The organism is Polaromonas sp. P1_F1, from assembly GCF_056405795.1.
In genome coordinates this window covers 350,066-374,182 of the sequence record NZ_JBFUBJ010000005.1, presented here as the reverse complement: position 1 = coordinate 374,182, position 24,117 = coordinate 350,066, and the positions used below count along the sequence as shown (strand labels likewise).

The 24,117-nt window shown below is 60.6% G+C and carries 14 protein-coding genes and 1 tRNA gene; 9 read left to right on the top strand and 6 right to left on the bottom strand.

Going from position 1 to position 24,117, the window contains the following annotated elements:
• The first annotated feature begins 26 nt into the window (after positions 1 to 26).
• Both AC1DZE_RS16180 and AC1DZE_RS16175 read left to right on the top strand, forming a co-directional pair.
• Positions 27 to 9,836 (top strand): LysM peptidoglycan-binding domain-containing protein, encoded by a 9,810-nt coding sequence (locus AC1DZE_RS16180; RefSeq protein WP_477700293.1) that lies wholly within the window; start codon positions 27 to 29, stop codon positions 9,834 to 9,836.
• Positions 9,833 to 10,291 carry a hypothetical protein gene (locus tag AC1DZE_RS16175; RefSeq protein WP_477700292.1) on the top strand — a complete coding sequence of 153 codons (459 nt, stop codon included), beginning with the start codon at positions 9,833 to 9,835 and terminating at the stop codon, positions 10,289 to 10,291. Before AC1DZE_RS16180 ends, AC1DZE_RS16175 begins: the two co-directional genes overlap by 4 nt.
• A gap of 196 nt (positions 10,292 to 10,487) precedes the next feature.
• Here AC1DZE_RS16175 and AC1DZE_RS16170 read toward each other — a convergent pair whose 3' ends face one another.
• Complete coding sequence (locus AC1DZE_RS16170) at positions 10,488 to 11,435, bottom strand: aspartyl/asparaginyl beta-hydroxylase domain-containing protein (protein WP_477700291.1); 948 nt, start codon at positions 11,433 to 11,435, stop codon at positions 10,488 to 10,490.
• Between the two features lie 356 nt (positions 11,436 to 11,791).
• A tRNA-Leu gene (locus AC1DZE_RS16165) sits at positions 11,792 to 11,876 on the bottom strand.
• A 39-nt stretch (positions 11,877 to 11,915) separates the two neighbouring features.
• Between AC1DZE_RS16165 and cysM the strand changes: the two genes are divergently transcribed.
• From cysM to AC1DZE_RS16150, 3 genes are all read left to right on the top strand, one after another.
• Positions 11,916 to 12,818: a cysteine synthase CysM gene (gene cysM, locus AC1DZE_RS16160; RefSeq protein WP_477657234.1), complete on the top strand. Its 903-nt coding sequence runs from the start codon at positions 11,916 to 11,918 to the stop codon at positions 12,816 to 12,818.
• 113 nt (positions 12,819 to 12,931) lie between these two features.
• A complete protein-coding gene (locus AC1DZE_RS16155) occupies positions 12,932 to 13,498 on the top strand; it encodes an NUDIX hydrolase (protein WP_477700290.1) in 567 nt (188 codons plus the stop codon).
• A gap of 65 nt (positions 13,499 to 13,563) precedes the next feature.
• Positions 13,564 to 13,791 carry a sulfurtransferase TusA family protein gene (locus tag AC1DZE_RS16150; protein WP_007867181.1) on the top strand — a complete coding sequence of 76 codons (228 nt, stop codon included), beginning with the start codon at positions 13,564 to 13,566 and terminating at the stop codon, positions 13,789 to 13,791.
• A gap of 18 nt (positions 13,792 to 13,809) precedes the next feature.
• Here AC1DZE_RS16150 and galU read toward each other — a convergent pair whose 3' ends face one another.
• Positions 13,810 to 14,730, bottom strand: a complete 921-nt coding sequence (gene galU / locus AC1DZE_RS16145; RefSeq protein WP_477700289.1) for a UTP--glucose-1-phosphate uridylyltransferase GalU — start codon at positions 14,728 to 14,730, stop codon at positions 13,810 to 13,812.
• A gap of 124 nt (positions 14,731 to 14,854) precedes the next feature.
• Here galU and AC1DZE_RS16140 point away from each other — a divergent pair, with 124 nt between their 5' ends.
• Complete coding sequence (locus AC1DZE_RS16140) at positions 14,855 to 15,868, top strand: NAD(P)-dependent oxidoreductase (RefSeq protein ID WP_477671237.1); 1,014 nt, start codon at positions 14,855 to 14,857, stop codon at positions 15,866 to 15,868.
• A 242-nt stretch (positions 15,869 to 16,110) separates the two neighbouring features.
• Here the strand turns inward: AC1DZE_RS16140 and AC1DZE_RS16135 are convergent, their stop codons facing one another.
• The 3 genes from AC1DZE_RS16135 to AC1DZE_RS16125 all read right to left on the bottom strand — a co-directional run bounded on the left by AC1DZE_RS16135 (position 16,111) and on the right by AC1DZE_RS16125 (position 21,140).
• Positions 16,111 to 19,038, bottom strand: coding sequence for a valine--tRNA ligase (locus tag AC1DZE_RS16135; RefSeq protein WP_477672932.1), 2,928 nt, complete (start codon positions 19,036 to 19,038; stop codon positions 16,111 to 16,113).
• Positions 19,039 to 19,152: 114 nt separating this feature from the next.
• Positions 19,153 to 19,353 carry a DUF2783 domain-containing protein gene (locus AC1DZE_RS16130; RefSeq protein WP_477672933.1) on the bottom strand — a complete coding sequence of 67 codons (201 nt, stop codon included), beginning with the start codon at positions 19,351 to 19,353 and terminating at the stop codon, positions 19,153 to 19,155.
• A complete protein-coding gene (locus AC1DZE_RS16125) occupies positions 19,350 to 21,140 on the bottom strand; it encodes an FAD-dependent oxidoreductase (RefSeq protein WP_477700288.1) in 1,791 nt (596 codons plus the stop codon). Before AC1DZE_RS16125 ends, AC1DZE_RS16130 begins: the two co-directional genes overlap by 4 nt.
• A gap of 419 nt (positions 21,141 to 21,559) precedes the next feature.
• Here AC1DZE_RS16125 and AC1DZE_RS16120 point away from each other — a divergent pair, with 419 nt between their 5' ends.
• The 3 genes from AC1DZE_RS16120 to AC1DZE_RS16110 all read left to right on the top strand — a co-directional run bounded on the left by AC1DZE_RS16120 (position 21,560) and on the right by AC1DZE_RS16110 (position 24,043).
• Positions 21,560 to 21,982, top strand: a complete 423-nt coding sequence (locus AC1DZE_RS16120; RefSeq protein ID WP_007867167.1) for a rubrerythrin family protein — start codon at positions 21,560 to 21,562, stop codon at positions 21,980 to 21,982.
• Between the two features lie 111 nt (positions 21,983 to 22,093).
• Positions 22,094 to 23,443 carry a (Fe-S)-binding protein gene (locus tag AC1DZE_RS16115; RefSeq protein ID WP_477700287.1) on the top strand — a complete coding sequence of 450 codons (1,350 nt, stop codon included), beginning with the start codon at positions 22,094 to 22,096 and terminating at the stop codon, positions 23,441 to 23,443.
• Positions 23,444 to 23,452: 9 nt separating this feature from the next.
• A complete protein-coding gene (locus tag AC1DZE_RS16110; RefSeq protein WP_477700286.1) occupies positions 23,453 to 24,043 on the top strand; it encodes a DUF3501 family protein in 591 nt (196 codons plus the stop codon).
• Positions 24,044 to 24,117: the final 74 nt, after the last annotated feature.

Here is a 24,117-nt window from a genome sequence, read left to right as displayed (position 1 = left end):
CGGCCACTGTCAATGCACTGGGTGAGGTGATCAAGTATGTTTATGATGCGGCCGGCAACGTCATTGAGCGCGTGGCCTATGCCAACCGCGTGGCGATGTCGGGCGGCGGCGCCTGGGTGGCGGGAACCCTGCCCGCGCCCGTGGCAGATGCTGCCCATGACCAGCGCCTGCGCACTGTGTACGACCAGCTTGGCCGCGCCGTGCTGTCCGTCGACGGAACAGGCGCCGTCGTGCGGCAGACGTTTGACGGCAATGGCAACGTGCTGGAGCGACTGGCTTACGCCAGGCCTATAGCGCCGGCCACCAGTGCCACCGCTGCGGCCATCAACGCCGCCGTCGTGGCTTCCGGCAGCGATGTGCGCGAGCGCAATCTGTACGACCCGGCCAACCGGCTGGTGTACCGCGCCGACGGCGTCGGCGCCGTCACCCGCTTCGTCTACGACGCCAGCGGCAACGCCGTCAAGACCATCCAGTACGCCACGGCCATCGCCGGCTCGGCCGCGCCGGCCAGCGTCAGCGCCTCTGCCGCCGACCGCATCACCGTGTTTGCCTATGACAAAGCCAACCGCCAGACCTTCAGCGTCGACGCGCTGGGCGGCGTGACGAAATTCATCTACGACGCCAACGGCAATGTGGCGCAAAGGCTGGCCTATGCCGCAGCCATTACGCCGCCCACGGCAGCCGGCACGCCCAGCGCCCAGGCAATCCAGTCCGCGGTGGTCCCCGATGCCGTCAATGACCGCATCGAGCGCTTTGCTTACGACCTGGCCAACCGCAAAGTCTTTGGCATCGACGCCAACGGCGCGGCCACCGAAACGGCATTCGACGCTGCTGGCAACGCCGTGCAGCTCAAGCGCTACGCCGTGCTCGTCAATGTGTCGACCCTTGGCGCCACGGCCTCCGAAGCCGCGGTTCGCGCCTTGCTCGTGGCCGACGCGGCGAACGACCGGCTGGAAAAACGCGTGTTCGACGCGAGCAACCGCCAGGTCTACGGCGTTGACGCGCTGGGCTACGTCCGCAAGACGGTGTACGACGGCACAGGCGCTATCAAGGGCGTGACCGAATACGCCCTGGCCATACCGGCGGCCACGGCCGGCACGGCCAGTGCGATCGCAGGCGCCATCGTTGCTTCGGCCGCGAATGACCGCAGCAGCAGCTTCGTCTATGACGCCGCGGGCCGCCTGGCGGGCAGCACCGATGCGTTGGGCTTCACCGAATCGTTCACCTACAACGCCCTCGGCGAAAAACTCAGCTTCACGAACAAAAAATCTGCGACCTGGACCTACGACTACGACGCGGGCGGGCGTCTCGTCCAGGAAACTTCACCTCAGGTTGCCTTGACATCCGTGGTGGTGAATGCGAACGGCAACCTGGAGGTCAATGAGGCCGCCTCCGGCGCGGCAGGCATCGTCACGCGCCTGGCATACGACGCGCTCGGCAACCTCGTTTCCCGCACTGAAGCTTTCGGGCGTGCGGAGCAGCGGCTAACCAGCTATGAATACGACGCCCTCGGCCGGCAGGTCAGGACGACCTACCCCGCGGTGGGCGTGTACAACGCCGCCACCGACAACCTGACGACCAACGGCGCGACAGGCTTGGCCACCCGCACTGAAACGCAGCAGACGCTGTTCAGCCAGGTCAGCTACGACATGCTGGGAAACGCCATCGCCAACCGCGACGTCGCCGGCAACTTCAGCTACAAGGCCTATGACAAGCTTGGTAATGTCAGCTATGAGGTCGACAGCCTGGGCTTTGTGACGGGCTACACACGCAATGCCATGGGCGAGGTCACCCGTCTGGTGCGCTTTGGATCGGCGACGACTTTGCCGAGCGGCAACCCTGCAAGCCTGTCGGTGGCTCAGGTCGATGCCGCGGTCAACGCGGCAGGCGTCAACCACGGCATGGACCGCAACCTCCTGACCCAGTATGACCGTCTGGGGCGCGCTGTCCGGATCACCGAGCCGCAGACCTATGTCTACGACCCGGACGCCGCCAATGGCAGCCAGTATTTCATTGCGGGAAAAACCACCCGCAATACCTTTGACGCCTTCGGCAACCTGATCCGCGTCGCCTTGCTGAAAAACCCGGCGACTGATACCTGGACATCGACCACTAACTATTTCGACAAGCGTGGCCAGCAAACCGCCAGCGTGGACGCCTTGGGCTACCTGACAACCCAGGCTTTCGACGCCGCTGGAAACGTTAGCGCGCACACCGAATTCGCCACGGCGCTCACGGGCTGGAACAGCGCATCTCCCGCCGCTGCCGCGCCGACCGCCCCGGGCAGTGCCGACGACCGGACCACCCTATATATCTTCGACCGAGGCAACCGCAAGACCTCGGAAGTCAGGGTGAACGTCGAGTACAGCGACAACAGCAACGCGACCAGCGTACGCGGCAACCTGAGTACGACCTACGGATACGACAGCGTCGGCAACCTGACCCGCACGACTGACGCCGCCGGTGCCTCCACCTACAGCTACTACGACGCCATGGGCCGCGTCACCGCGATCGCCGCCCCTACGCGAGGGGGTGTGGCCGACGGCAGCTCGTTGACGCCCTTGACGGTGTTCCGCCGCGACGCCTACGGCAATGTGGTCGTCAAGACCGATCTGTCCAGCGGCGCCAGTGCCGCGAACGAGAGTGCTTACACGGCAGCCGCAGCAAATGCCGCAGACCGCACAACCATGGCGTACTTCGACCGCTCGGGCCATGTGACCCAGCTCGCGGACGCGCAAGGCTACAACCACTACAGCTCCTACGATGCGCATGGCAGCATCGCCAAGGAATGGCAAGCCGTCACCGGCAATGACGGTGTCACCAGAACACTGTTTCGGGCTTACCAATACGACAAGCTGGGCCGGCAGACCCACGTCATTGACCCGGCTTCCACCACCGTGCTGCAAGGTGGCCTCAACACGGTACAGGTCGGCTCAGCCACCACAGTAGCGGATGAGGCAGGATCGCTGACCCTGGTGGGCAGCAACAGCGTGTCCCTGACGTGGTCCAGCCTGGTCAATGCCGCGGGCGGCTTGGTGCGTGTCCAGGTCGACTACCAGACGCTATCGACCTACACCCCGATCGGCTCCAACGAGTCCGGCATTATCTATGGCGGCACGCCCAGCCATGCGGCGAGCCAGGTACAGGATTTCGGCGCCGCCGCCGCGAGTGGCGGTGTCACCCTCGGCTGGGGCAACGCCAGCGCGACGGACGGAGGCATGTCACAGCTCAGCTACATCCGGATCTGGCAACAGGATGCTGGTGGTAACTGGATCGCCAAATGGGAAGGTAGCGCGGCGCAGGCGACCGGTTCCGGCATCACCACCGTCAGCCAGGCGCAGGCCGGCGTGGTGGACACGGCGGTTGAGTACAACGCCTTCGGAGAGATGACGCGCAAGGGCGTCAATGGCGGCCGTCAGGAGTATTTCGACTATGACAACGCCGGCCATATCTGGCGGACCAACGGCGGTGACGGCGTCGACAAGGTCGCGCTCTACGATGTGCAGGGACATCAGACGGCCGACATCCGCAGCGCCGGCTCAGGCCGGGCCAATACCAACTTGCTGGCTTTCACCAGCGCTGACCAGGTTGCTGCGCTGACCGACGTGCGCCGCACCGACATGCGCTACGACGCAATCGGCCATCTCACGCAGCAGCTGCAGCCCGAGCGCCTGCAGACACAAGGCGGAGTGCTGGTGCGCCAGAACGCCACCCACGCTTATGTTTCCTCGTCTTCAAGCATCATCGGGCGCGACGAATCCGGCAACATCCTGGGCTGGACCGGCACCAATAGCGTGTCCCTGAGCTGGACCTCCCTCGCAAGCCTGGGCAGCGGCGACATCAAGGTAGTCATGGACTATGTGACGCCGGCCTACACCAGTCTTTTGGGTGCCACCATCATCGGCACCGACGAGGCCGGTCAACCCATCTATGCCAGGGACGAAGCCGGGAACATCATCGGAACGGTTGTGCAAGGCGGCGGTGCCGCTGGAAGTCGCAGCCAGATATTGACCGGCGATCAGGGGGCCAGTGGTGTCACCATGAGCTGGCAAGACCCTGCCGGCACCATCAATGGCGGCCTCAGCCGCGTCACGCGCCTGCAACTCTACAAAAAGGACCTGCAAGGCAACTGGCGGCAGATCAGCGACCAGACCAGCCTGGGCTACGCCGGCAACAGTATCGAAGTGGCCGTGCCGACCGACCCCGGCACAGACATCCAGCTGCAGTTGCGCCCTGCGGGAACGGCCGGAAGCGGCGGCTGGAGCAACGTCAGCCTGATCAATTTTGGCGATGCGCTGCGGCTTGATGCTTCCGCGCTCAGCGTCGGGAATTATGAATACCGGGTGTTGACCACGCCGCCCGGCGCTGCGACACGGACTACGGCCACCGGCACCCTGTCGATGGCCATGCCGGCGCTCTCGACCATCAGCGCACCGCTGGGGTTTGTCCAGACCGGCGTTTACGGCTGGGCAAGCCCGGGTGCGGGCGTCGAGCAAGTCTTGCGCGTCAGGCCTGCCGGCAGCACTGGTGCCTGGCAGGTCCGTACAGTGGTTCCGCGCGGTGGTGGCTATGACGGCGCCGACGTAAGCAACCTGGGTGCGGGCACTTACGACTACGAACTGCTCTGGACGCACGCCGGGGAGGGAGCTCCCTATGCGCACGCCACCGGACAGATCGCGGTCGTCGCGGCTTACACCCAGACCCAGTGGATCACCCCGGCCAACCCCGCCAACTACATTACCGGGTACACGAACGCCCAATACAGCGCGCCGGTCATGGTGCAAACGGTCACCTACAACGAAGCCGGTCAACCCGTCTACACCACAGCGTTAGGGGCCAATTACCAGTGGAGTGGCAATGTCGTTGTCGGCGTTCCTTACCCCGTGTGGACGCTGACCAGCTACACCACGGCGTACTACACCGTGCAGGTGCCGACACAAGGGCCGCCCATCATCGTCGGGTACGACGAAGCCATGCAGCCGATTTATGCGCGCGATGAAGCCGGCAACATCCTCTATCAGACGATCTACGTCCCCACGACTTACAGCTACCAGGCACCGGTGTATTCGAACGTGTGGTATTTGCCGCCGGACCCGGCCCAGTACATGACGGTCCCGAGCAAGCCCATTTACGGCCCACCCATCGCGTACCAGGTGGTTGTCGGGTACGACGAAAGCACCGGCTACATCTACGGCACGCAACTGGCCGAGCACTACCAATGGAGCGGCAATGTGGTGGTGGCCGTACCTTATGCGGTCTCTACGTATGTCCCCACGCAGTATTACGCCAACAACACGACGGTCGCGGGCAGCAGCTCGGTCAGTCAGAGTGCGGGTGCCCAGCTGGGGCAAACCGCCACGCAGAATGGGGACAGCCAGTGGGTGCGCCCGGTTGTCAACCAGAAGACCGACCGCTGGGGCAATGTGCTGGAGATCAACGACCCGCGTTCCGCCAACTGGAAAACCAGCTATCGCTACAACGCTAACAATGAACTGATCCAACAGACCCAGCCCGACAGCAACGGCAACCAGGGTGCGGCCAGCCCGGTGACCAGCATCTATTACGACCGCATGGGCCGGCAGGTCGCCATCAAGGACGCCAACGGCAACGTCAACGGCCAGGTGTTTGATGCCGCAGGCAACCTGGTGCAAGACATCCACGCGGACGCCGCTGTTTCCAGTTACCGCTACGACGCCTTCGGTAACCGGGTCAAGGCCACCGACGCGCGCGGGTTCGTCACCACCTTTAACTACGACAAGCTGAACCGCCTGCTCAGCACCGTACGCCCAACCGTCGGCGTCTACAGCGTCAACGGCGCCAATGCATTGGTCTACGTGGGCACCGGCGCCATCATCGAGTCCAGCACCTGGGACCAGGCCGGCAACAAGCTGACCGACACCAACGGCAACGGCGAGACACTGAGCTATACCTACGACCTGCGCGGCAACGTGGTGGCCACCCGCCAGCCGCTGGGCCAGACGGTGCGTGCCACCTTCGATCTGCAGGGGCGCAAATCCGGCGAGGTCGATGCCAACGGCTACACCAGCACCTGGAGCTACGACTACTTCGGCCGGCTGTACAGCCACACCGACCTGGGCGGTGCCAAGTACAGCTACACCTACGACAACGCGCGCCAGTTGACCTCGCAGACCAACACCCGCGGCCAGAGCCTGGGCTACGTCTACGACGCCGCAGGCCAGCTCACCCGCATCACCGACTACGCGCTCGGCAAAGTCACCAGCTATGCCTGGGACCTGGCCGGCCACCAGGTGCGCGAGCGGATGTCGCAGAACGGTGCGGTCTACCAGGACAACCACATGGCGTACGACGCCCTGGGCCGCCTGCGCTGGGTGCATGACACCCATGCGTTTGTCAACATCGACTACGACAAGATGGGCAACCGCACGCGCATCCAGACGCACGTCATCAACGGCGATACATCCAACGACAGCAACCGCTACTTCCAGTACGACGCGATGAACCGCCAGACCGTGGTGGATGCGGTGGACGCGGCCGGTAACCTCGGCACCCAGGGCCACCGCATCACCTATGACGGTAGCGGCAACCGCACCAGCGATACCTATTACGGGAGCAGCCGCGTCTATACCGTGCAGGTGGTGGACCACTACAACACGGTCAGCACCGGTGTTCCAGTCTGGGTTCTCAATGAGGCCGGCCAGCCGGTTCTGGACGAGTCGGGCAACCCCATCCCCATGCGGGACGAGTCCGGAAACATCGTCTACCAGACCCAGCAAGTGCCCGTGTACCGCACAGACTACGCCGCGGGCCAGGGCCAGACCACTGAGGCCTACAGCTACGACGGGCTGAACCGCCTGACCGGCGTTGTGCGCGACGGCGTGCAGCTGGACTACCGTTATTACGACGGCGCCAACCGTAACGTGCAGACCGGGCCGGCCGGTACCCTGCCGGTTGCCTATATCAACGCGCTCAACGGCGGCGCGTCCGGCGCCAGCGGCACCGAAACGCGGGTCAACCGCTTCGACGCCAATGGCCGCCTGATGCACCAGCGCGTGCTCAAGAGCGACAACAGTGCCAAGTACGAACTCGACTACAACAACTATGACGCGGCCGGCAACCTGCAAAGCTACACGCTGCAGAACTATGACGGCATGGCCTACACCAACTACTACAGTTACAGCCAGGCGCGTTACGAGGGCTACAAGGAAGCCAGCGTCTACGGCAGCAGCAGCTACTTCCAGCCGGGCACCACTACCAGCTATTACGACGTCAACGGCAACCTGTCCGCCATCACCGACAGCACCAACGGCGCCGCCAACCGGAGCTTCATCAGCGACGCAGCCGGCAAGGCCCTGTACACCAACCAGAACGGCCAGATCCAGCGCCAGCTGATCGTCGGTGGTGAGGTGCTGGGCCGCTATGGCAACGCCGGCAGCGGCGCCAACGTGGCCGACTTCAACTTCGGCTATCAGCCCATCAACGGCAATTACCCGTCGGCCAGCCCGGGCATCTACATCGTGGCACCCGGCGACACGCTGCAAAGTATCGCCAAGGGTGCCTTCGGTGACAGCTCCCTCTGGTACCGCATCGCGGAGGCCAATGGCCTGGCAGGCGACAACGACCTCAAGGTCGGCCAGACCCTGACCATCCCCAATCGCGTGGGGACGCTGAGCAACAACTTCAACACCTTCAAGCCTTACGACCCAAGCGCGATCGTGGGTGATACCACGCCTAACCTGCCAACGCCACCGCCGCCTGCGCAGGATGATGGCGGGTGCGGTGTCCTTGGACAAATTATAGTTGTCGTCATCACGGTGGTGGTGTCTGTTATGACCGGAGGCATCGGTGGCGCCATGCTGGGGTCGTTTCTAGGCCAAGTCGCCGGGAATGTGCTTGGCGTGCAGGACGGCATCAGCTGGGAGGCCATTGCCCTGGCTGGCATAAGCGCTGGCATTGCGCAAGGAGTGGAGGCGTTTATGCCAACACCGCTCAACGGGCTCACCACCGATTTGGGCAACGTGATTGTGAAAGCGGCGGTCACTAATGCCGTCACGCAAGGCATTGGTGTTGTCACCGGCTTGCAAGATCACTTTGACTGGCGTGGAGTCGCGGCCAGCGCGGTTGGCGCTGGTGTGGGTTGGGGTGTGAGCGAAGCGCTGGGCATTACCGCGAATGGCATACGCACTCAGGAGTTCAAGAGTGCCGACTTTGGTGAACGCCTCTTCAAGTCAGCGATCACCGGTTTGGCGGCTGGTACGGCCGCAGCAGTCGCACGCGGCGGCAGGATCGCTGTGCAGCAGATTGCGGCGGATGCGTTTGGCAATGCGTTGGGGGGGGCATTTGCGGACGACATGCTGACCCAAGGGCAGCAGCCGACAACGGGCGACTTTGCGCGTTTGGACCGCGCCAATGATTCAGCTCGCGCCCAAGATGAGCTTACGCGTACACCAGGAGACTTTGCGCGCTTGGACGGGGGCGGCTATCGGAGTGAGCCATATCAAGGACCTTGGACAGGCGGGCAGGACTGGGCGGAAGATGTCGCGGCACGCAGAGCAGGTAGGCCAAGTTGGGCTGCAATGCCAGTCATTTCACAGCCCCGTACCCATACCGTCCAAAGTGGCGACAATCCGGCAACCATCGGTCGTGCTTTCTTTGGCGATGAGCGAGCTGGTGCCGCGATCTTGGCCTTTAATGGGTTGAGTGCGTCAGTACAGGGCGCGCGCAACCTGCAAATTGGCCAGGTTCTGACTATCCCGAGTGACATTAGCGACTCCACTTTGAGCGCCGGTGGACGACTTATTGGCGCCGATACGGCCCTTCGGCAAAAAGAAGCCGCAGCGGCCTTAACCGCGGCTGCGGCGGCCGAGCGGCAACGTTTGGATGCATTGCAAGTAGGTGCATGGAGCGGCCGCACGAGTCTGACTGCAACCCCTACATTGACCGAACCGAGCCAAGCGTTTGTCGCACCCTATGACGAACTCGGCCTGTTCACCATGCCTGGTGCTGGGCCAATCTGGGGCGGAGTGGTTAATCCCGTTGCTAATGGCGTGTCGTCTGTTGTGAGCGGTATGGCCAACTTCAAGGCTGGGGCGCTCAATCAACTTGAGTACGAAGGTCAACTTGCGGCGCGTGCGGGTGATGACGCCGCACTGCGTAGCGCTGCCATGCGGCACACTTTTGTGGACTTGATGCTACCGGGCTCACCGCAGGAGGTGGCTTTGGGGGTTGCGGGTGGAGCGGTTATTGGCAAAGGGGTCAGTTTGTTGGCTGGCGCTACAACTCGCATTGCGGCTGAGTCAGTGAACTGGAAGTTCTTGACGAATGATATTGCTGGCGCAGTAAGTGACTATGCTGGCAATCTTTGGACAAAGATATCGCCGACTAGTTCGGGCAGCGCAACGTCTGAGTTCTTGACATTATTCCGTGGTGACGGTGTGCAGCTGGGTGAGTTCTACTCTAAAGTTGCACAAGCCCGTGGAATTGATGCCTCCAATCAGATGATCGCGAGTGCCGAACGCCAAGGCTCAGTTACAAATTTATTCGAGGACCACGGTCTAAATAGCGGAGACTCACCTTACATTGGGTTTTCTATGGCGCGCAAGGTCGCGGAGCGCTTTGCGCAGGGTCTGTCCAGAACAGAGAACGGATGGGTAACAGAAATCAAGGTGCCGAAGGATTTGTTCGAATTTAACTTTGAAAATCCAAATGGCTGGGAGAGAGAAATGCTGACAGCTACGCATCTCAGCGGTAAGTACATCGTTAGGCAATATCAGATGAATATGCCCAGCATAGCCAGGCAGGTGGGGGAATGGGGCACAACCCTTACGACTGCAACTCGTGATTGGTTAAACAAATGAAAAATTTGCTTGTCAACACGGCGTTAGTCATACCAATAGATATCGAGCGTATGGTCAATACTTGCCGATACTATTCAAATGGAAAGGTGAGGTTTGGTATTTACTCTTTTGGCACGGGGTTCTTTCCAAAAGGACCCCAGTTCGAGGAGCAAGGTCGTAGTTTGTTGGGTCAAGCTGCCAACACCCAAATGGATTTCGTCGTTAAAGAAATGGACGATAAAAACTTCTTGGTCGGTTTCGGGCAGCATGTCTTTGGGATTGTTTTTAAAGATGAAATTGAAGCCAATATGGAGTCAATTGAGCGCGACATTCAGAATCAAAACGCTGAGGAGTTTTTTATTGGAAAACCAGGTGCTCCGTTGATTCATAGACTCGTGGGTCTGGTAGCAAGAACACGGCTTCTAAAGGATGTCGAGGAAATGCATATTGCGCGCACTGTGGATGCTCTTGCATGACTTGCGGATGGTTGAGCCGCTCTGTTATCCACACGAAACCTGCTAGAAGGTTAAGAGCCGCTCTCGAACTGGGAAAAGATAAAGGACGCAACGATAGACTCTGATGAGTTTGCTGTCGCATCTGGCGATCAGATTTTCCCTGTGCAGCGGCTGCGCTTAAAGCAGCCTTGGACTTCGTACGCAGATGGTCCGGTTTCTAAAGCGCATACCCATCAAAAATAATATGCACACGCGGCGCACCCGACAGGTTCGCGGCTCTGTGCATCACCTTGTTGTCAAAGAACCAGAGTTCCCCGGGCTTCACATTGAAACGGTTGTTGCCGGACTCCAGCACATTGCTGTCACCGCAGCTCAGCACCAGATGATAGCGGTCTCTTCCCTCAAGAGACTCTTCATCGTCGTAGTGCCGGTAAACCTGGTGGTGAGCCGGTAGCTTGACCAACACAACGCGGCCCAGGGCCAGGCCCAGTTCCTGCGCCAAAGAGGTGACGAGCGCATTGGTTTTGGGGTATTTTCTGGAGAAAGCGGTTTCCTCGCTCTCATGGACGCCATCGGCGGGCAGGTAATCGCGTTCATGCTTCTTTCTGTTCCTGACCACAATGGACTGCGTGTGCCTGTGGTGATCAAGAGCCTCCTGCCTGTGGGTGTGAACGCCCCACCAATAAGGCGCAATGCCCTTCACCTCCGCGGCAATTTCACGCACATCCACAGTCTTCTGGAATACAAGGTATTTTTGTTCGCCGGGGTCTGCGGGCGGCATGGACTGCATCACGCGGGACAGGCTCCTTAACTGGCGAAAGATGCCCGCCCGTTTCCACAGGGAAAGCTCTTTTCTTTGCAGCCCCATCCGTAAAACCTCTCGCAGGCTTTCGAAATCTGATGATGTCCAGTGCGCCAAGGTGTTCAGTTGAAGCTTGCCGCCGCGGTAAAGCGTGGCCGCTGAGGCCAAGGCGACATGCAAAACCCCGGCATAGAGTTCCTCATGGTCTTTTTTCTGGGCACTCCACAACATCTCCAGATGCCCCCGCATGAAAAAAGGGTCTTGGTCCAGCAGGGTTGCCACATTCCTCAACAGCTCCGGCTCAAAAAGACTCTGGCAAAGAAGGTCTTCAAAAATGCCTCGGGAACAGTTTGCTTTTTGCATGGCAACTCAAGCGTTTTGTGTGAGAAATGGATAAGTCTTGCCTCTGCTTTGTTGTGCGAGGCCTGCGCGGGATGATGGTTTAAGTATATTCACGCCACGCGCCCTTGCCGGTGTTTTTGCACTGGCGATTGGCACCGAATCTTGAGGTGAAAAATGTTGGAAAAGCTTCTGCGGGACACTGCGGCAAATGTTCTTTGGGAAGTTGAGCGCAGTCCGGCAGGCGCTGTAGGCTCTACCCGCTTTTTGCCCACCGCGTATCGCCTGAAGGGCGTGTGTGTATGTGAAGCCGCACGCACAACTGCGTCTGACAAAAGAAAAAGCCGGATCGGTCTGAAACCGTCCGGCTTTTCGGGATGTGGTGCCCGGGGCCGGAATCGAACCGGCACGCCTTGCGGCGGGGGATTTTGAGTCCCCTGCGTCTACCAATTTCACCACCCGGGCTGCGAGGAGCGAAGCCTCAAATTATGGCACAGTGTGGCCATGAACTATCCAACCATTGAAGACGCGATTGGCAAAACGCCTCTGGTCGCGCTGCAACGCATTCACGCCGCCGAAAACGCCGCGCGCGGCAATGTCATCCTGGGCAAGCTCGAAGGCAACAATCCGGCCGGTTCCGTGAAAGACCGCCCGGCGCTCTCGATGATCAAGCGCGCGGAAGAACGCGGCGACATCAAACCCGGCGACACGCTGATTGAAGCCACTTCCGGCAACACGGGCATTGCGTTGGCCATGGCCGCCGCCATCAAGGGCTACAAGATGGTCCTGATCATGCCGGAGGACCTGAGCATCGAACGCGCCCAGACCATGAAGGCTTTTGGCGCGGAATTGATCCTGACGCCGAAAAGCGCTGGAATTGAATATTCGCGCGACCTGGCCGACCAGATGCAAAAAGAGGGCAAAGGCCGGGTGCTGGACCAGTTTGCCAACCCGGACAATCCGCGCATCCATTACGAGACCACCGGGCCCGAAATATGGACAGATACGTCAGGCAAGGTGACACATTTTGTCAGTGCGATGGGCACAACCGGCACGATCACCGGTGTTTCCCGCTATCTGAAAGAGAAAAACCCGGCGATCAAGGTCATCGGCGCCCAGCCCAGCGAGGGCTCGCGCATTCCCGGCATCCGCAAATGGCCACAAGAGTACTTGCCCAAGATCTACGACCCCCGCCAGGTCGATGAACTGGTACTGGTGAGCCAGGCTGACGCTGAGGACATGTGCCGGCGCATGGCGCGGGAAGAGGGCATTTTTGCCGGCATCTCGGCGGCCGGAGCCTGCTGGGTGGCACAGGAAATCGCCAAAACCGTGAAAGACGCCGTGATTGTCTTTGTCGTTTGTGACCGCGGCGACCGCTATCTGTCGACGGGTGTTTTTCCGGCCTGAGCCGTTTTCAGGCATAAAACGGGCTGTGGCCTATATTTGACGGGCGCAAGCAGCTATTAAAAATATAGCGTGCGACGCTGCTGGTCCTTCTTTTCCAATCTTCCTTTTTCACCATGACCCACGAATTCAGGTTTTGCCCCAACTGCGCGACGCCGCTGGCCATGGTGTCGCAGATGGAAGACGGCGGCGAGAAGGCGCGGCTGCGTTGCCCGGCCTGTGGCTATACCCACTGGAACAACCCCACCCCCGTGCTGGCAGCCGTGATTGAGTACAAGGGCCAGGTTTTACTGGCCCGCAATGCCGCCTGGCCCGGCAAGATGTACGCGCTGATCACCGGCTTCATGGAGGCCGGGGAAACGCCCCAAGGCGGCATAGCACGCGAAATCAAGGAAGAAACCAGCCTGGACACCACCTCGCTTGATTTGATTGGCGTCTATGACTTCCAGCGCATGAACCAGATCATCATTGCCTACCACGCAGTTTGCACGGGGGATGTCTGCCTGTCGCCCGAACTGGTGGACTACCGGCTCTACGACCTGGACAAGCTCAAATGCTGGCCTGCGGGCACGGGCTACGCGCTGGCCGACTGGCTGCGCACGCGCGGCCATGAACCTGAGTTTGTGGATTGGGCTACCGTGCTGAGCAAGGTGGAACCGGACGGCGACAGCAAGGCCGGGTAAAACCGGATGGACGGACAAAAGGGGCTTTGCGCTTTGCTTAAAATCGCGGCAACCCAAGGATTTTCATGAACATCGACAAAGAACTCGACACCCGCGGCCTCAATTGCCCACTGCCCATCCTGAAAGCCAAAAAAGCGCTGACGGAAATGCTCAGCGGCCAGCTGCTTCGAGTTGTATCAACCGACGCCGGCTCTACCCGCGATTTCCAGGCATTTGCCAAACAAACCGGCAACGAACTGGTCGAGCAGCAGGTTGCCGGCAGTGACTTTATTCACGTTTTAAAGCGGCGCTGATTCTGTAACAGGCGGTTATCAGGCCACCTGTTTGCGACGTTCACGGCCCGACCAGCCAATTTGCAGGTTGTCCAGGTAATTCCGGAAATACACGCCCACTTCAGGGTGCTCCAGCGCCAGCTCTACGGTTGCTTCCAGGAAACCTTCCTTACTCCCGCAGTCATAGCGTTTGCCTTCGTATTGGAAGGCATACACGTTCTCCTGGCCCAGCAGGCTTGATATGCCGTCGGTGAGCTGCAGCTCGCCACCCACGCCGGAAGTCTGCTTTCGGATGTGCTCAAAAATCGCGGGCGTCAGGATGTAGCGTCCGGCCACGCCCATGCGTGAAGGTGCCACCTCAGGCGCCGGTTTTTCGACAATCCTTTTGACTTTCATCAGGCCGGTGCTGGCGCCTTCCGTGGCTACGATGCCGTAACGGCGGGTTTGATCGAGAGGGACCTCCTGCACCGCCAGAATGGATTGCTGGACCTCGGCAAATTGCGCCGCCATCTGGGCCAGCACCGGCTGGCCGCCTTTCGGGCCGACCATCAAGTCGTCGGCCAGCAACACCGCAAAAGCCTCCTGGCCCACCAGGTGCTCGGCGCAGAGCACTGCATGGCCCAAACCCAGGGACCGGGGCTGGCGCACATAAGAAAAATTCATGTCGTCCGGCTGGACTGAGCGCACCAGCGATAGCAGTGCGTGCTTTTGGGCTACTTCAAGTTCGTTCTCTAGTTCATAAGCAGTATCGAAGTGATCTTCGATGGCCCGTTTATTGCGTCCAGTAACAAAAATCATGTGTCGGATGCCTGCGGCGTAGGCTTCTTCCACTGCGTATTGGATCAACGGTTTGTCCACCACAGGGAGCATTTCCTTGGGTTGGGCCTTGGTGGCTGGCAGAAAACGGGTGCCGAGACCAGCAACCGGGAAAACGGCTTTATTTAATGTAAATTTTTGCATCGACTTTGACCGAATAAAAGCCTAAAGTGTTGCGTTGTTGGTACAGCGCGTGGGTCGGACAAATGCCCGAATCTGCGTGAGCACAGCACGCAATCGAGAGTTTGCAGGAAAAAGGATTGACTGAGTGGACATCTTACTTCTTGATGCGTTAGTGCCCGAAGCAATGGCCTGGCTTGAAACCCGGCATGGCGTCGCCTACCATCCAGAGCTTGCCGACGATCTGACATCGCTGCGCAAGATCGCGTACAAAACCAAAGGCATTGTTTTTCCGCGCCAGACTGTGGTCACGCGCGAGTTCCTCGATTTCCTGCCCAGGCTCAAGGCCATCGGGCGCCTGCACGTAGGAACCGACAACACCGACCTGGAGGCCTGCAAGGAGCGCGACATCAAGGTCGTGCATGCCAGCAGCGCCAACGTCCGCTCCAACGCAGAATATCTTTTGAGCAGCCTGTTGTTGCTGTACCGTCGCGGCCTTGTCTCGGCCTTGATGGGACGCCGCCATCCCACGACGCAAATGGGGCGCGAGCTTCATGGCAGCACCGTGGGCATTCTGGGCCTGGCCCCGACGGCGCACACGCTGGCCGGCATGCTGAGCGGGCTCGGCGTGCGGCTTGTCGGCTATGACCCGGCGGTTCATCACACCGCGCCCATTTGGGAGCGCCTGCGCATACAGCCTGTTTCGCTGTCCGAGCTGGTCAGCCAGTCTGATGCGGTGTCAGTGCAGATGCTGTACGCCACCCGGTTCCGGGGTTTCGTGAACGACAAACTGCTGGCGGGCTGCAAGCGCAGCCAGTTGTGGGTTGGCATCAGCCGCAGTGAATTGTTTGATGAAGGCGCATTGGCCGCTGCGCTGTGCGACGGCCGGATTGAGGCCTGCATCCTGGACGGCGCTGAAGCAAGTTTCCTGGGTGACACCTCACCGCTCAAAGGGTTGAAGAACCTGTTTGTTACGCCACGCCTGGGCTCCCACACACGCGAGGCACGCCTGCGCTCGAGCTGGTATGTAGCCCACCGTATGCATGAAGCTCTGGGCACGCAGCACAGCGGCATGGACCAGTTGACCAGCACTCCCATGGGCCTGGAGCCAGGCAGTGTCCCGCCGTCGCAGTGGTCTGAACCTGAATTCATGATCAGATAGATGTTGGCCCCCACGTTCGCTCACTTCGTGTAGCTCTCTGCCCCCCGAGGGGTGCTGCGCCTGCGGTCTGGCAAAGCCAGTCCCGCGGCCCCTGCTGGTGAAGAACCATCCATCTTTTACCGTTGCAGTTGACTGGTCTTGGCGTATACGCAGCTCGCGGGTCTTACGGGGGCTCGCTTCGCATCCCGATCAATAAAAAAAGCCCCGCAATGCGGGGCTTTTTACTGGTGGTGGTCTGGCGCTTATTTCAAACGTGTCAGTTGTTCGCGAATCTTGGCCAGGGCTGCCTGGTTATCGGCCAGGCGCTTGCGTTCCTGTTCCAGTACGGCCGGGGGCACCTTGTTGACGAAGGCTTCATTGGCGAGCTTGGTTTCGGACTTGGTGATTTCTCCTGCCAGGCGGGTTTCTTCCTTTTGCAGGCGAATCTTTTCTGCCGCCAGATCGACTTCCATGTAAAGGCACAGGCGCGCTTCGCCGACGATGGCCACAGGTGCAGACTGCGCTGCAGCGGCCCAACTGGCTTCGTCGTCGAACACCTTCACTTCGCTGAGTTTGGCCAGTGCCTTGAGCACCGGGGCGACGCCCTGCATAAAGGCGGTGTCACCCAGCACATAAAGCGGCATGCGGGTAGCCGGAGACACCTTCATCTCACCGCGCAGATTGCGGCAGGCATCCACGAGCGTCTTGAGTTTGATGACATGCGCTTCTGCTACCACGTCAATTTTCTCGGGCTGGCTTTGCGGGTAAGGCGCGACGCCGATGAATTTGCCTGTTTTGCCGGCGACGGGCGCCACGGTTTGCCACAGCTCTTCCGTGATGAACGGAATCACCGGATGCGCCAGCCGCAGGATGGCTTCGAGTGTGCGGATCAGCGTGCGGCGTGTGGCGCGCTTTTGCGCGTCGGTGCCGGTCTGTATCTGCACCTTGGCAATTTCGAGGTACCAGTCGCAGAATTCGTCCCAGACGAATTGGTAAATGCTTCCAGCGACGTTGTCGAGGCGGTAGTCGGCAAAGCCTTTGGCCACGTCGGCTTCCACGCGCTGCATGGTCGATGAAATCCAGCGATCGGCCTGCGAGAAACTCAGGTAATTGTGGAATTCGCCGCCGGGTGCGCATTGCTCTTTGGTGTGGTCTTCCAGCCCGCAGTCCTGGCCCTCGCAATTCATCAGCGTGAAGCGCGTTGCGTTCCAGAGCTTGTTGCAGAAATTGCGATACCCCTCGCAGCGCTTGCTGTCGAAGTTGATGCTGCGTCCCAGGCTCGCGAGCGAAGCGAACGTAAAGCGTAGCGCGTCGGCACCGTAGCCGGGGATGCCGGCCGGAAATTCTTTCTCGGTGTTCTTGCGCACCTGCGGCGCGGTCTCGGGCTTGCGCAGGCCTTGCGACCGTTTTTCCAGCAAGGGTGCCAGTTCGATGCCATCGATCAGATCGACCGGGTCCAGCACATTGCCTTCGGACTTGCTCATCTTCTTGCCCTGTGCGTCTTTCACCAGGCCGTGGATGTACACGTGTTTGAACGGCACCTGACCGGTGAAGTGCGTGGTCATCATGATCATCCGGGCGACCCAGAAAAAGATGATGTCGTAGCCGGTGACCAGCACGCTTGATGGCAGAAAGAGATCGAGCTCTTTCGTCTTCTCAGGCCAGCCCAATGAAGAAAAAGGAACGAGCGCCGATGAGTACCAGGTGTCGAGTACATCTTCATCGCGCGTGAGTTTTCTACCGGGCGCCTGGGCCTGTGCTGCTGCCTCGTTTTCAGCGACGTAAATCTTGCCGTCTTCGTCGTACCAGGCCGGGATCTGGTGGCCCCACCAGAGCTGGCGCGAGATGCACCAGTCCTGGATGTTGTTCATCCACTGGTTGTAGGTGTTGACCCATTGCTCAGGCACGAACTTCACGTCGCCGCTGGCCACCGCATCGCGCGCCTTTTGCGAAATGGATTTTCCGGTCGGGTCCTGTTCACTCACCTTGCTGAGCGCCACAAACCACTGGTCGGTCAGCATGGGCTCGACCACCGCGCCGGTGCGCGCGCACACCGGCACCATGTTTTTGTGTGGCACGGCTTTTTCGAGGAAGCCTTGGGCTTCCAGGTCTTTCAGCACGGCCTTGCGGCAGTCATAACGGTCCAGGCCCTGGTATTGCACCGGGCCGTTCTCGTTGATCTTCGCGTCCAGGGTGAAGATGGTGATCAGCGGCAGGTTGTGGCGCAGGGCGACCTGGTAGTCGTTGAAGTCGTGCGCGCCGGTGATCTTCACCACGCCGCTACCGAATTCGGGGTCGACATAGTCATCGGTGATCACCGGAATTTTCCGGTCACACAGCGGCAGGTCGACCATCTTGCCGACCAGGTGCTTGTAGCGCTCGTCGTCCGGGTGCACCGCCAGCGCACCGTCGGCCAGCATGGTTTCGGGCCGTGTGGTGGCAATGTGCATGCCGCGCAGCGCCGAGCCGTCAGCGGCTTTCTGCGGGCCGTCGCTGAAGGGGTACTCGATGTGCCACATGAAGCTGTCGCGCTCTTCGTTCTCGACTTCCAGGTCGGACACGGCGGACTTCAGGATCGGGTCCCAGTTCACCAGGCGCTTGCCGCGATAAATCAGGCCCTGCTTGTAAAGCTGCACAAAGGTCGAGGTGACGACCGTCGACATCTTCGGGTCCATGGTGAAGTACTCGTGCTTCCAGGCCACCGAGTCACCCATGCGGCGCATCTGGCGCGTGATGGTGGTGCCGGACTCTTCCTTCCATTCCCACACCTTGGCGACGAAATTCTTGCGGCCCAGGTCGTGGCGGCTTTTACCCTCGCCCTGCAGCTTGCGCTCCACCACGATCTGCGTGGCGATGCCGGCGTGGTCGGTGCCGGGCACCCACAGGGTGTTGTGGCCGCGCATGCGGTGGTAACGCGTGAGCGAATCCATGATGGTCTGGTTGAAGGCATGGCCCATGTGCAGCGTGCCTGTCACATTGGGCGGCGGCAGCTGGATGGAAAACGAAGGCTTGGCCGCGTCCAGCGTGGGTTCGTACTGGCCGCTTTGCTCCCACTCGGGGCCCCAGCGGCTTTCAATCGCGGCCGGCTCGAAGGACTTGGCCAGGCCGTCCAGCCCCGGCGTGGAGACTTTCACGGCCTCGGGGGCTGTGTTGGCGGTATCGGCAAGGGCAGGGGCGGCAGCGTTGGTCATGGGGCAATGAAAAACGGCATCGAAGGGATGCCGCCTTGGGTTGGGTGAAACTCCGCTGATTTTATTCGACTGGGGCTGGCCGTTGCGTTTGCCGGCCGTTAGCCCTTGTAGCGCTCAGGCTTGGCGGGCCGCGGCCACGCAAGCCTGCAGTACCGCGGTGTCGCCCAGCTGGTTGGCCATCAGCAGGATCAGCCGGGCATTGAGCAGCTCGGATTCCTCCCGGGAGAGGCCCTGGTGGGCGTCCAGCAGGTATTCGTAAAACGCATCGGCGTCCTGAAAATGCAGGCGGGTGATCAGGGGGCTGTCTGGCTTCATGATGGATCCCTTGTTTCGTGGCGGGCGCCCGCACCCATGGCGCTTGCGACGGCGTGAACCACCGAGGCATCCGTACTTTCGCCCGTTGCGGCGACGTGTCCGTCGGGCCGCAGCAGCGCCCAGGCATGGCCAAAAACATGGCAGGTCGTCTGCAGATGACCTTCGCGGTCGATCACGTGCTCCCTTGCGGCGGCTTTCTCGCCGGGCCCGAGCACTTGCACGCAGCGCACGTCCGCTTCCCTGGAAAGCGCCGCCAGCCGCGCCAGCCCGGCGCCGGATACATCGCCAAACACCAGCAGCAGCAGGCGCCCATGAGCCCACGTCAACAAGTCCAGCAGCTCGCCTGAGCTGCCATCGGCCCAGGAGAAGCCCGCGTTCTGCGTGGCCCGCCCGCCCGCAGGCCCGCAGACGCCGGACCGCGTGTAGTGGTTGGGCGTCGACATGCGCCCGGTGTTCACCAGCTGCCGGGCAAACGGGTGCTCACGCGCCAGATCCAATGCCGCCGTGCGAAACAGCCGCTCCGCGCCATCGGCCGGCCGCAGAAAGCGCGCGGTGCGGTTGGTGACCAGCACGTTGTGCTTCGCCGCCTCATGCCTTTCGTGGTGATAGCTGTCGAGCAATGCGGGCGCGGCGCGGCCTTGCAGCACAGCGGCCAGCTTCCACGCCAGGTTGTCGGCGTCCTGAACGCCCGAATTGCCGCCGCGTGCGCCGAAGGGGCTCATCACATGGGCCGCGTCACCGGCAAAGAACACGCGGCCATGGCGCAGCTTGTCGAGGCATTCGCTGCGGTAGGCATAGGGGCCGACCCAGACGATTTCATAGTCACCATCGTCCAGCACCTGTCCCGCCTGGCTTTTGAACTGCGCCTTCAGGCGGGCGCGCACCACGTCCTCACGGCTGACTTCTTCGGGGTTGGCGTGCGGCGGCATCTGGTAGTCGATGCGCCAGACACCGTCGGCCATCAGGTGTTGCCACACGGCGCGGCCTTCGTTAAAAGGTGCTTCGATCCAGGTATGGCGCTCCACCGGCGGCGGGTTTTTAAAGCGTACGTCGGCAATGCACCAGCGGTCGTCGCCCTTTTGCGCGGTGACCGTCGCACCGCACCAGGCGCGAAACGGGCTGCGCGAGCCCGTGCAATCGATCACATGTTCGGCCTGCAGGGTGTAGCTGCCCGCAGGCGTTTCAAGCTGCAGCGTCGCGAAGTCGTCGTTTTGCTCAAAGGCCGTGACGCGGTGGCTCCAGCGGAGATCAATGAGGCGGTCCTCAGGCGCGGGTCGGTAGAGCTGCTCCACCAGGAAGCCCTCGACATAAAACTGCTGGATATTGATAAAGGGCGGTTGCCGGCTCAGTGAATGCGTTTGCTGCTGGCGCAGGTCAAACGAATACACCTCGTCGGCGCCCGCAAAGGTGCGGCCCACGCTCCACTGCACCCCTTTGGCGGCGATGCGCTCGTAAATGCCCAGGCGCTTGAAGATTTCCAGGGTTTTCTGGGCATAACAAATGCCGCGCGACGACGCGCCCTTCACGCCCACGGTGTTGTCTTCGTCCAGCAGCAAGGCCTTGATGCCGTACTGCGCCAGCGCACAGGCCAGCGTCAGGCCGGTGATGCCGCCGCCAACGATGACGACGCCGTGCCGTTTGACCTCGCCTGTTTGCAGCTCGGGCGGTTCCACGAATGGGTATTCGGGCAGGGTGTAGCCCGTGCCTTGGGCAAATTCATAGCCGTTGGTGAACGCGGCCGGCAGTGTGGCCGCAGCGGCGCTGCCTTTTGTGCTTGTCTCCGGCATGGATTGTTCCTGCGGTTCTTACGTGTTTTAGGCGTTTTAGCCATACCGGTCAAGCGCAAGCAGCTATCAAAAGAGTAGCAAATGCGAGGCGCCGGCACGCGCTTTTCCTGGAGGCCCGGTGCGGTGGGCAACTCGGACAGTATTGTTTACCTATCCGTAATAAATTTACCATAACGTAATTGATACGATGAATTTGTCTGCCGTACGTCGCTGGCTATGGTTGCCCTTCTTTAATTTGTTAAATTTATTAATAATATTAATTTGATAGTTTTAATTAATGGCATGCATTGATTCCGGCAATTAGACGAATCCCTCCAACAGGTCTATGGTGTTTAGGTCTTCGGTCCTGCGCCAGAAGTCGGGCGTGGGTTTGAAGCATTGACGATTTGTTCGTTCATCAACCCACGAAGGAGATTTCCATGGCTGCTCTTAAAGGCTCCAGGACGGAAGAGAACCTGAAAGCCGCATTTGCCGGCGAATCACAGGCCAACCGCCGCTACCTGTATTTCGCGAACAAGGCCGACGTTGAGGGTCAACCTGATGTCGCGGCGCTATTCCGTTCCACTGCGGAAGGTGAAACCGGCCACGCCCACGGCCACCTCGAATGGCTGGAACAGTGCGGCGACCCCGCGACCGGCCTGCCGTTTGGCGCCACGCGCGACAACCTCAAGTCCGCTGTGGCTGGCGAAACGCACGAGTACACCGACATGTACCCCGGCATGGCCAAAACCGCACGCGACGAAGGCCATGATGAAGTGGCCGACTGGTTTGAAACCCTGGCCAAGGCCGAGCGTTCACACGCCAACCGCTACAGCAAAGCGCTGGCCGAACTGGTCGACTGACTGGACAAGCGTGTCCCTCGCTGCGCCGCGAGGCGTGGCGGGTTTTGGAAAAGATTTCGCACGAGAGTCTTTTCTCAAACCCCCACCTGAGATTCAAAAGAAGAGGCAAGCATGGCCACAGAAGGCAACCTCCAGGCGCCCACGCGCCACGCGATCGACTGGAAAAACCCGGACTTCTACAACGAAGACGCGGCCCTTCACGAGATGGAACGCATCTTCGACATCTGCCATGGGTGCCGCCGCTGCGTGAGTTTGTGCGGCGCTTTCCCTACGCTGTTTGACCTGGTCGACGAAAGCAAGACCGGCGAGGTTGATGGTGTGGACAAGAAGGACTACATGAAAGTGGTCGACCAGTGCTACATGTGCGACCTCTGCTACATGACCAAGTGCCCTTATGTGCCGCCGCACGAGTTCAACCTCGACTTTCCCCACACCATGCTGCGCGCCAAAGCCATCAAGTTCAAGAAGGGCGAAGTGGGTGCGGGTGAACGGTTTTTGTCGTCCACCGATGTGCACGGCCAGTTCGCGGGCATTCCCATCGTGGTCCAGGTGGCCAACGCGGTCAACAAAACCAAACCGGCCCGCGCCGTGATGGAAAAAGTGCTGGGCGTCGACAAAAACGCCTGGCTGCCCGACCTGGCCACGAAGAAATTCCGCTCAGGCGCGCTTGAGTCGCCACCGCATGCGGTGAAAGACGGCGCCAAGACGCCCGGCAAGGTCGTGATTTATTCCACCTGCTACATCAACTACAACGAGCCTGGCATAGGTGACGACCTGCTCAAGGTGCTGGACCACAACGAAGTGCCCTATGTGCTGGTCGAAAAAGAAAAATGCTGCGGCATGCCCAAGCTGGAGCTCGGCGACCTCGCTTCGGTGAACACCAGCAAGGAGGCCAACATCCCGGTGCTGGTGAAATACGCCAAAGAGGGCTACGCCATCCTGAGCGCCGTACCCAGCTGCACGCTGATGTTCAAGCAGGAGCTGCCGCTGATGTATCCCGACGATGCCGACGTGCAGCTCGTCAAGGAACACATGTGGGACCCGTTTGAATACCTGATGGCCCGCAAGCGCGACGGCCTGCTCAAGACCGAATTCAGCACGCCGCTGGGCAAGATCAGCTACCAGATCCCCTGCCATGGCCGCGTACAGAACATCGGCAAGAAAACCGAGGAAATGCTCAAGATGGTGCCGGGCACCAGTGTGCACACGCATGAGCGCTGCTCGGGCCACGCCGGCACCTTTGGCGTGAAGGTGCCCTACCACCAGCAGGCCATGAAGATCGGCAAGCCGCTTTTTAAAGCCATGGCCAGCCACAAAGACGGCGGCCTGCCTGACGTCATCAGCAGCGACTGCCCGCTGGGCGGCCACCACATCGCCCAGGGCTTTGACGTCAACAGCCTGGGTGCACCGCCGCAAAAGCACCCGCTCACGCTGATACGCACGGCCTACGGCCTGAAATGAGATCACACCATGAAGACCACCGGAAAGATCACCCGCGAATCCCTGATGACGCTGGAGGCCTACAGCAAATACCGCAAGGAGAACAAGCCGGCCATCATCGCCCACCGCAAGCTGCGCAGCGTGCGCCTGGGTGAGCACATCAACCTGCAGTTTGAAAGCGAAACCAGCATCCGCTACCAGATCCAGGAAATGCTGCGCGTCGAGAAAATCTTTGAAGAAGAGGGCATAGAGCAGGAGATCGAAGCCTATGCCCCATTGATGCCCGACGGCAGCAACTGGAAGGGCACACTGATGCTGGAGTACCCCGACGTCAACGAACGCAAGCGCGAACTGGCCCGGCTCATCGGTGTGGAAGACCGCATGTTCGTCGAAGTCGAAGGCCACAAGCGTGTTTACGCCATTGCTGACGAAGACATGGACCGCGAAAACGACGAGAAGACCTCGGCCGTGCACTTTGTGCGCTTTGAGCTGGACCCGGCCATGTGCGCGGCCGTCAAGGCAGGCGCCAGTGTCAAGCTCGGCTGCGACCACACGCATTACCCGGCGCATACGACGATTGCAGCGGAAACGCTCGCCTCTTTGGCCTGCGATCTGCAGTAGTTGAAGGTTCATGGCCGTGGCGCCATCCTCCTGTCGTAAAGTGGGGGTTTCGCCTTACTTGCCTTACCCCTACG

Excerpts from the sequence above, each read along its gene's own strand:
- AC1DZE_RS16175 (WP_477700292.1), top strand. The coding sequence starts at position 9,833 with ATGAAAAATTTGCTTGTCAACACGGCGTTAGTCATACCAATAGATATC.
- AC1DZE_RS16170 (WP_477700291.1), bottom strand. The coding sequence starts at position 11,435 with ATGCAAAAAGCAAACTGTTCCCGAGGCATTTTTGAAGACCTTCTTTGC.
- cysM (WP_477657234.1), top strand. The coding sequence starts at position 11,916 with ATGAACTATCCAACCATTGAAGACGCGATTGGCAAAACGCCTCTGGTC.
- AC1DZE_RS16155 (WP_477700290.1), top strand. The coding sequence starts at position 12,932 with ATGACCCACGAATTCAGGTTTTGCCCCAACTGCGCGACGCCGCTGGCC.
- AC1DZE_RS16150 (WP_007867181.1), top strand. The coding sequence starts at position 13,564 with ATGAACATCGACAAAGAACTCGACACCCGCGGCCTCAATTGCCCACTG.
- galU (WP_477700289.1), bottom strand. The coding sequence starts at position 14,730 with ATGCAAAAATTTACATTAAATAAAGCCGTTTTCCCGGTTGCTGGTCTC.
- AC1DZE_RS16135 (WP_477672932.1), bottom strand. The coding sequence starts at position 19,038 with ATGACCAACGCTGCCGCCCCTGCCCTTGCCGATACCGCCAACACAGCC.
- AC1DZE_RS16130 (WP_477672933.1), bottom strand. The coding sequence starts at position 19,353 with ATGAAGCCAGACAGCCCCCTGATCACCCGCCTGCATTTTCAGGACGCC.
- AC1DZE_RS16125 (WP_477700288.1), bottom strand. The coding sequence starts at position 21,140 with ATGCCGGAGACAAGCACAAAAGGCAGCGCCGCTGCGGCCACACTGCCG.
- AC1DZE_RS16120 (WP_007867167.1), top strand. The coding sequence starts at position 21,560 with ATGGCTGCTCTTAAAGGCTCCAGGACGGAAGAGAACCTGAAAGCCGCA.
- AC1DZE_RS16115 (WP_477700287.1), top strand. The coding sequence starts at position 22,094 with ATGGCCACAGAAGGCAACCTCCAGGCGCCCACGCGCCACGCGATCGAC.
- AC1DZE_RS16110 (WP_477700286.1), top strand. The coding sequence starts at position 23,453 with ATGAAGACCACCGGAAAGATCACCCGCGAATCCCTGATGACGCTGGAG.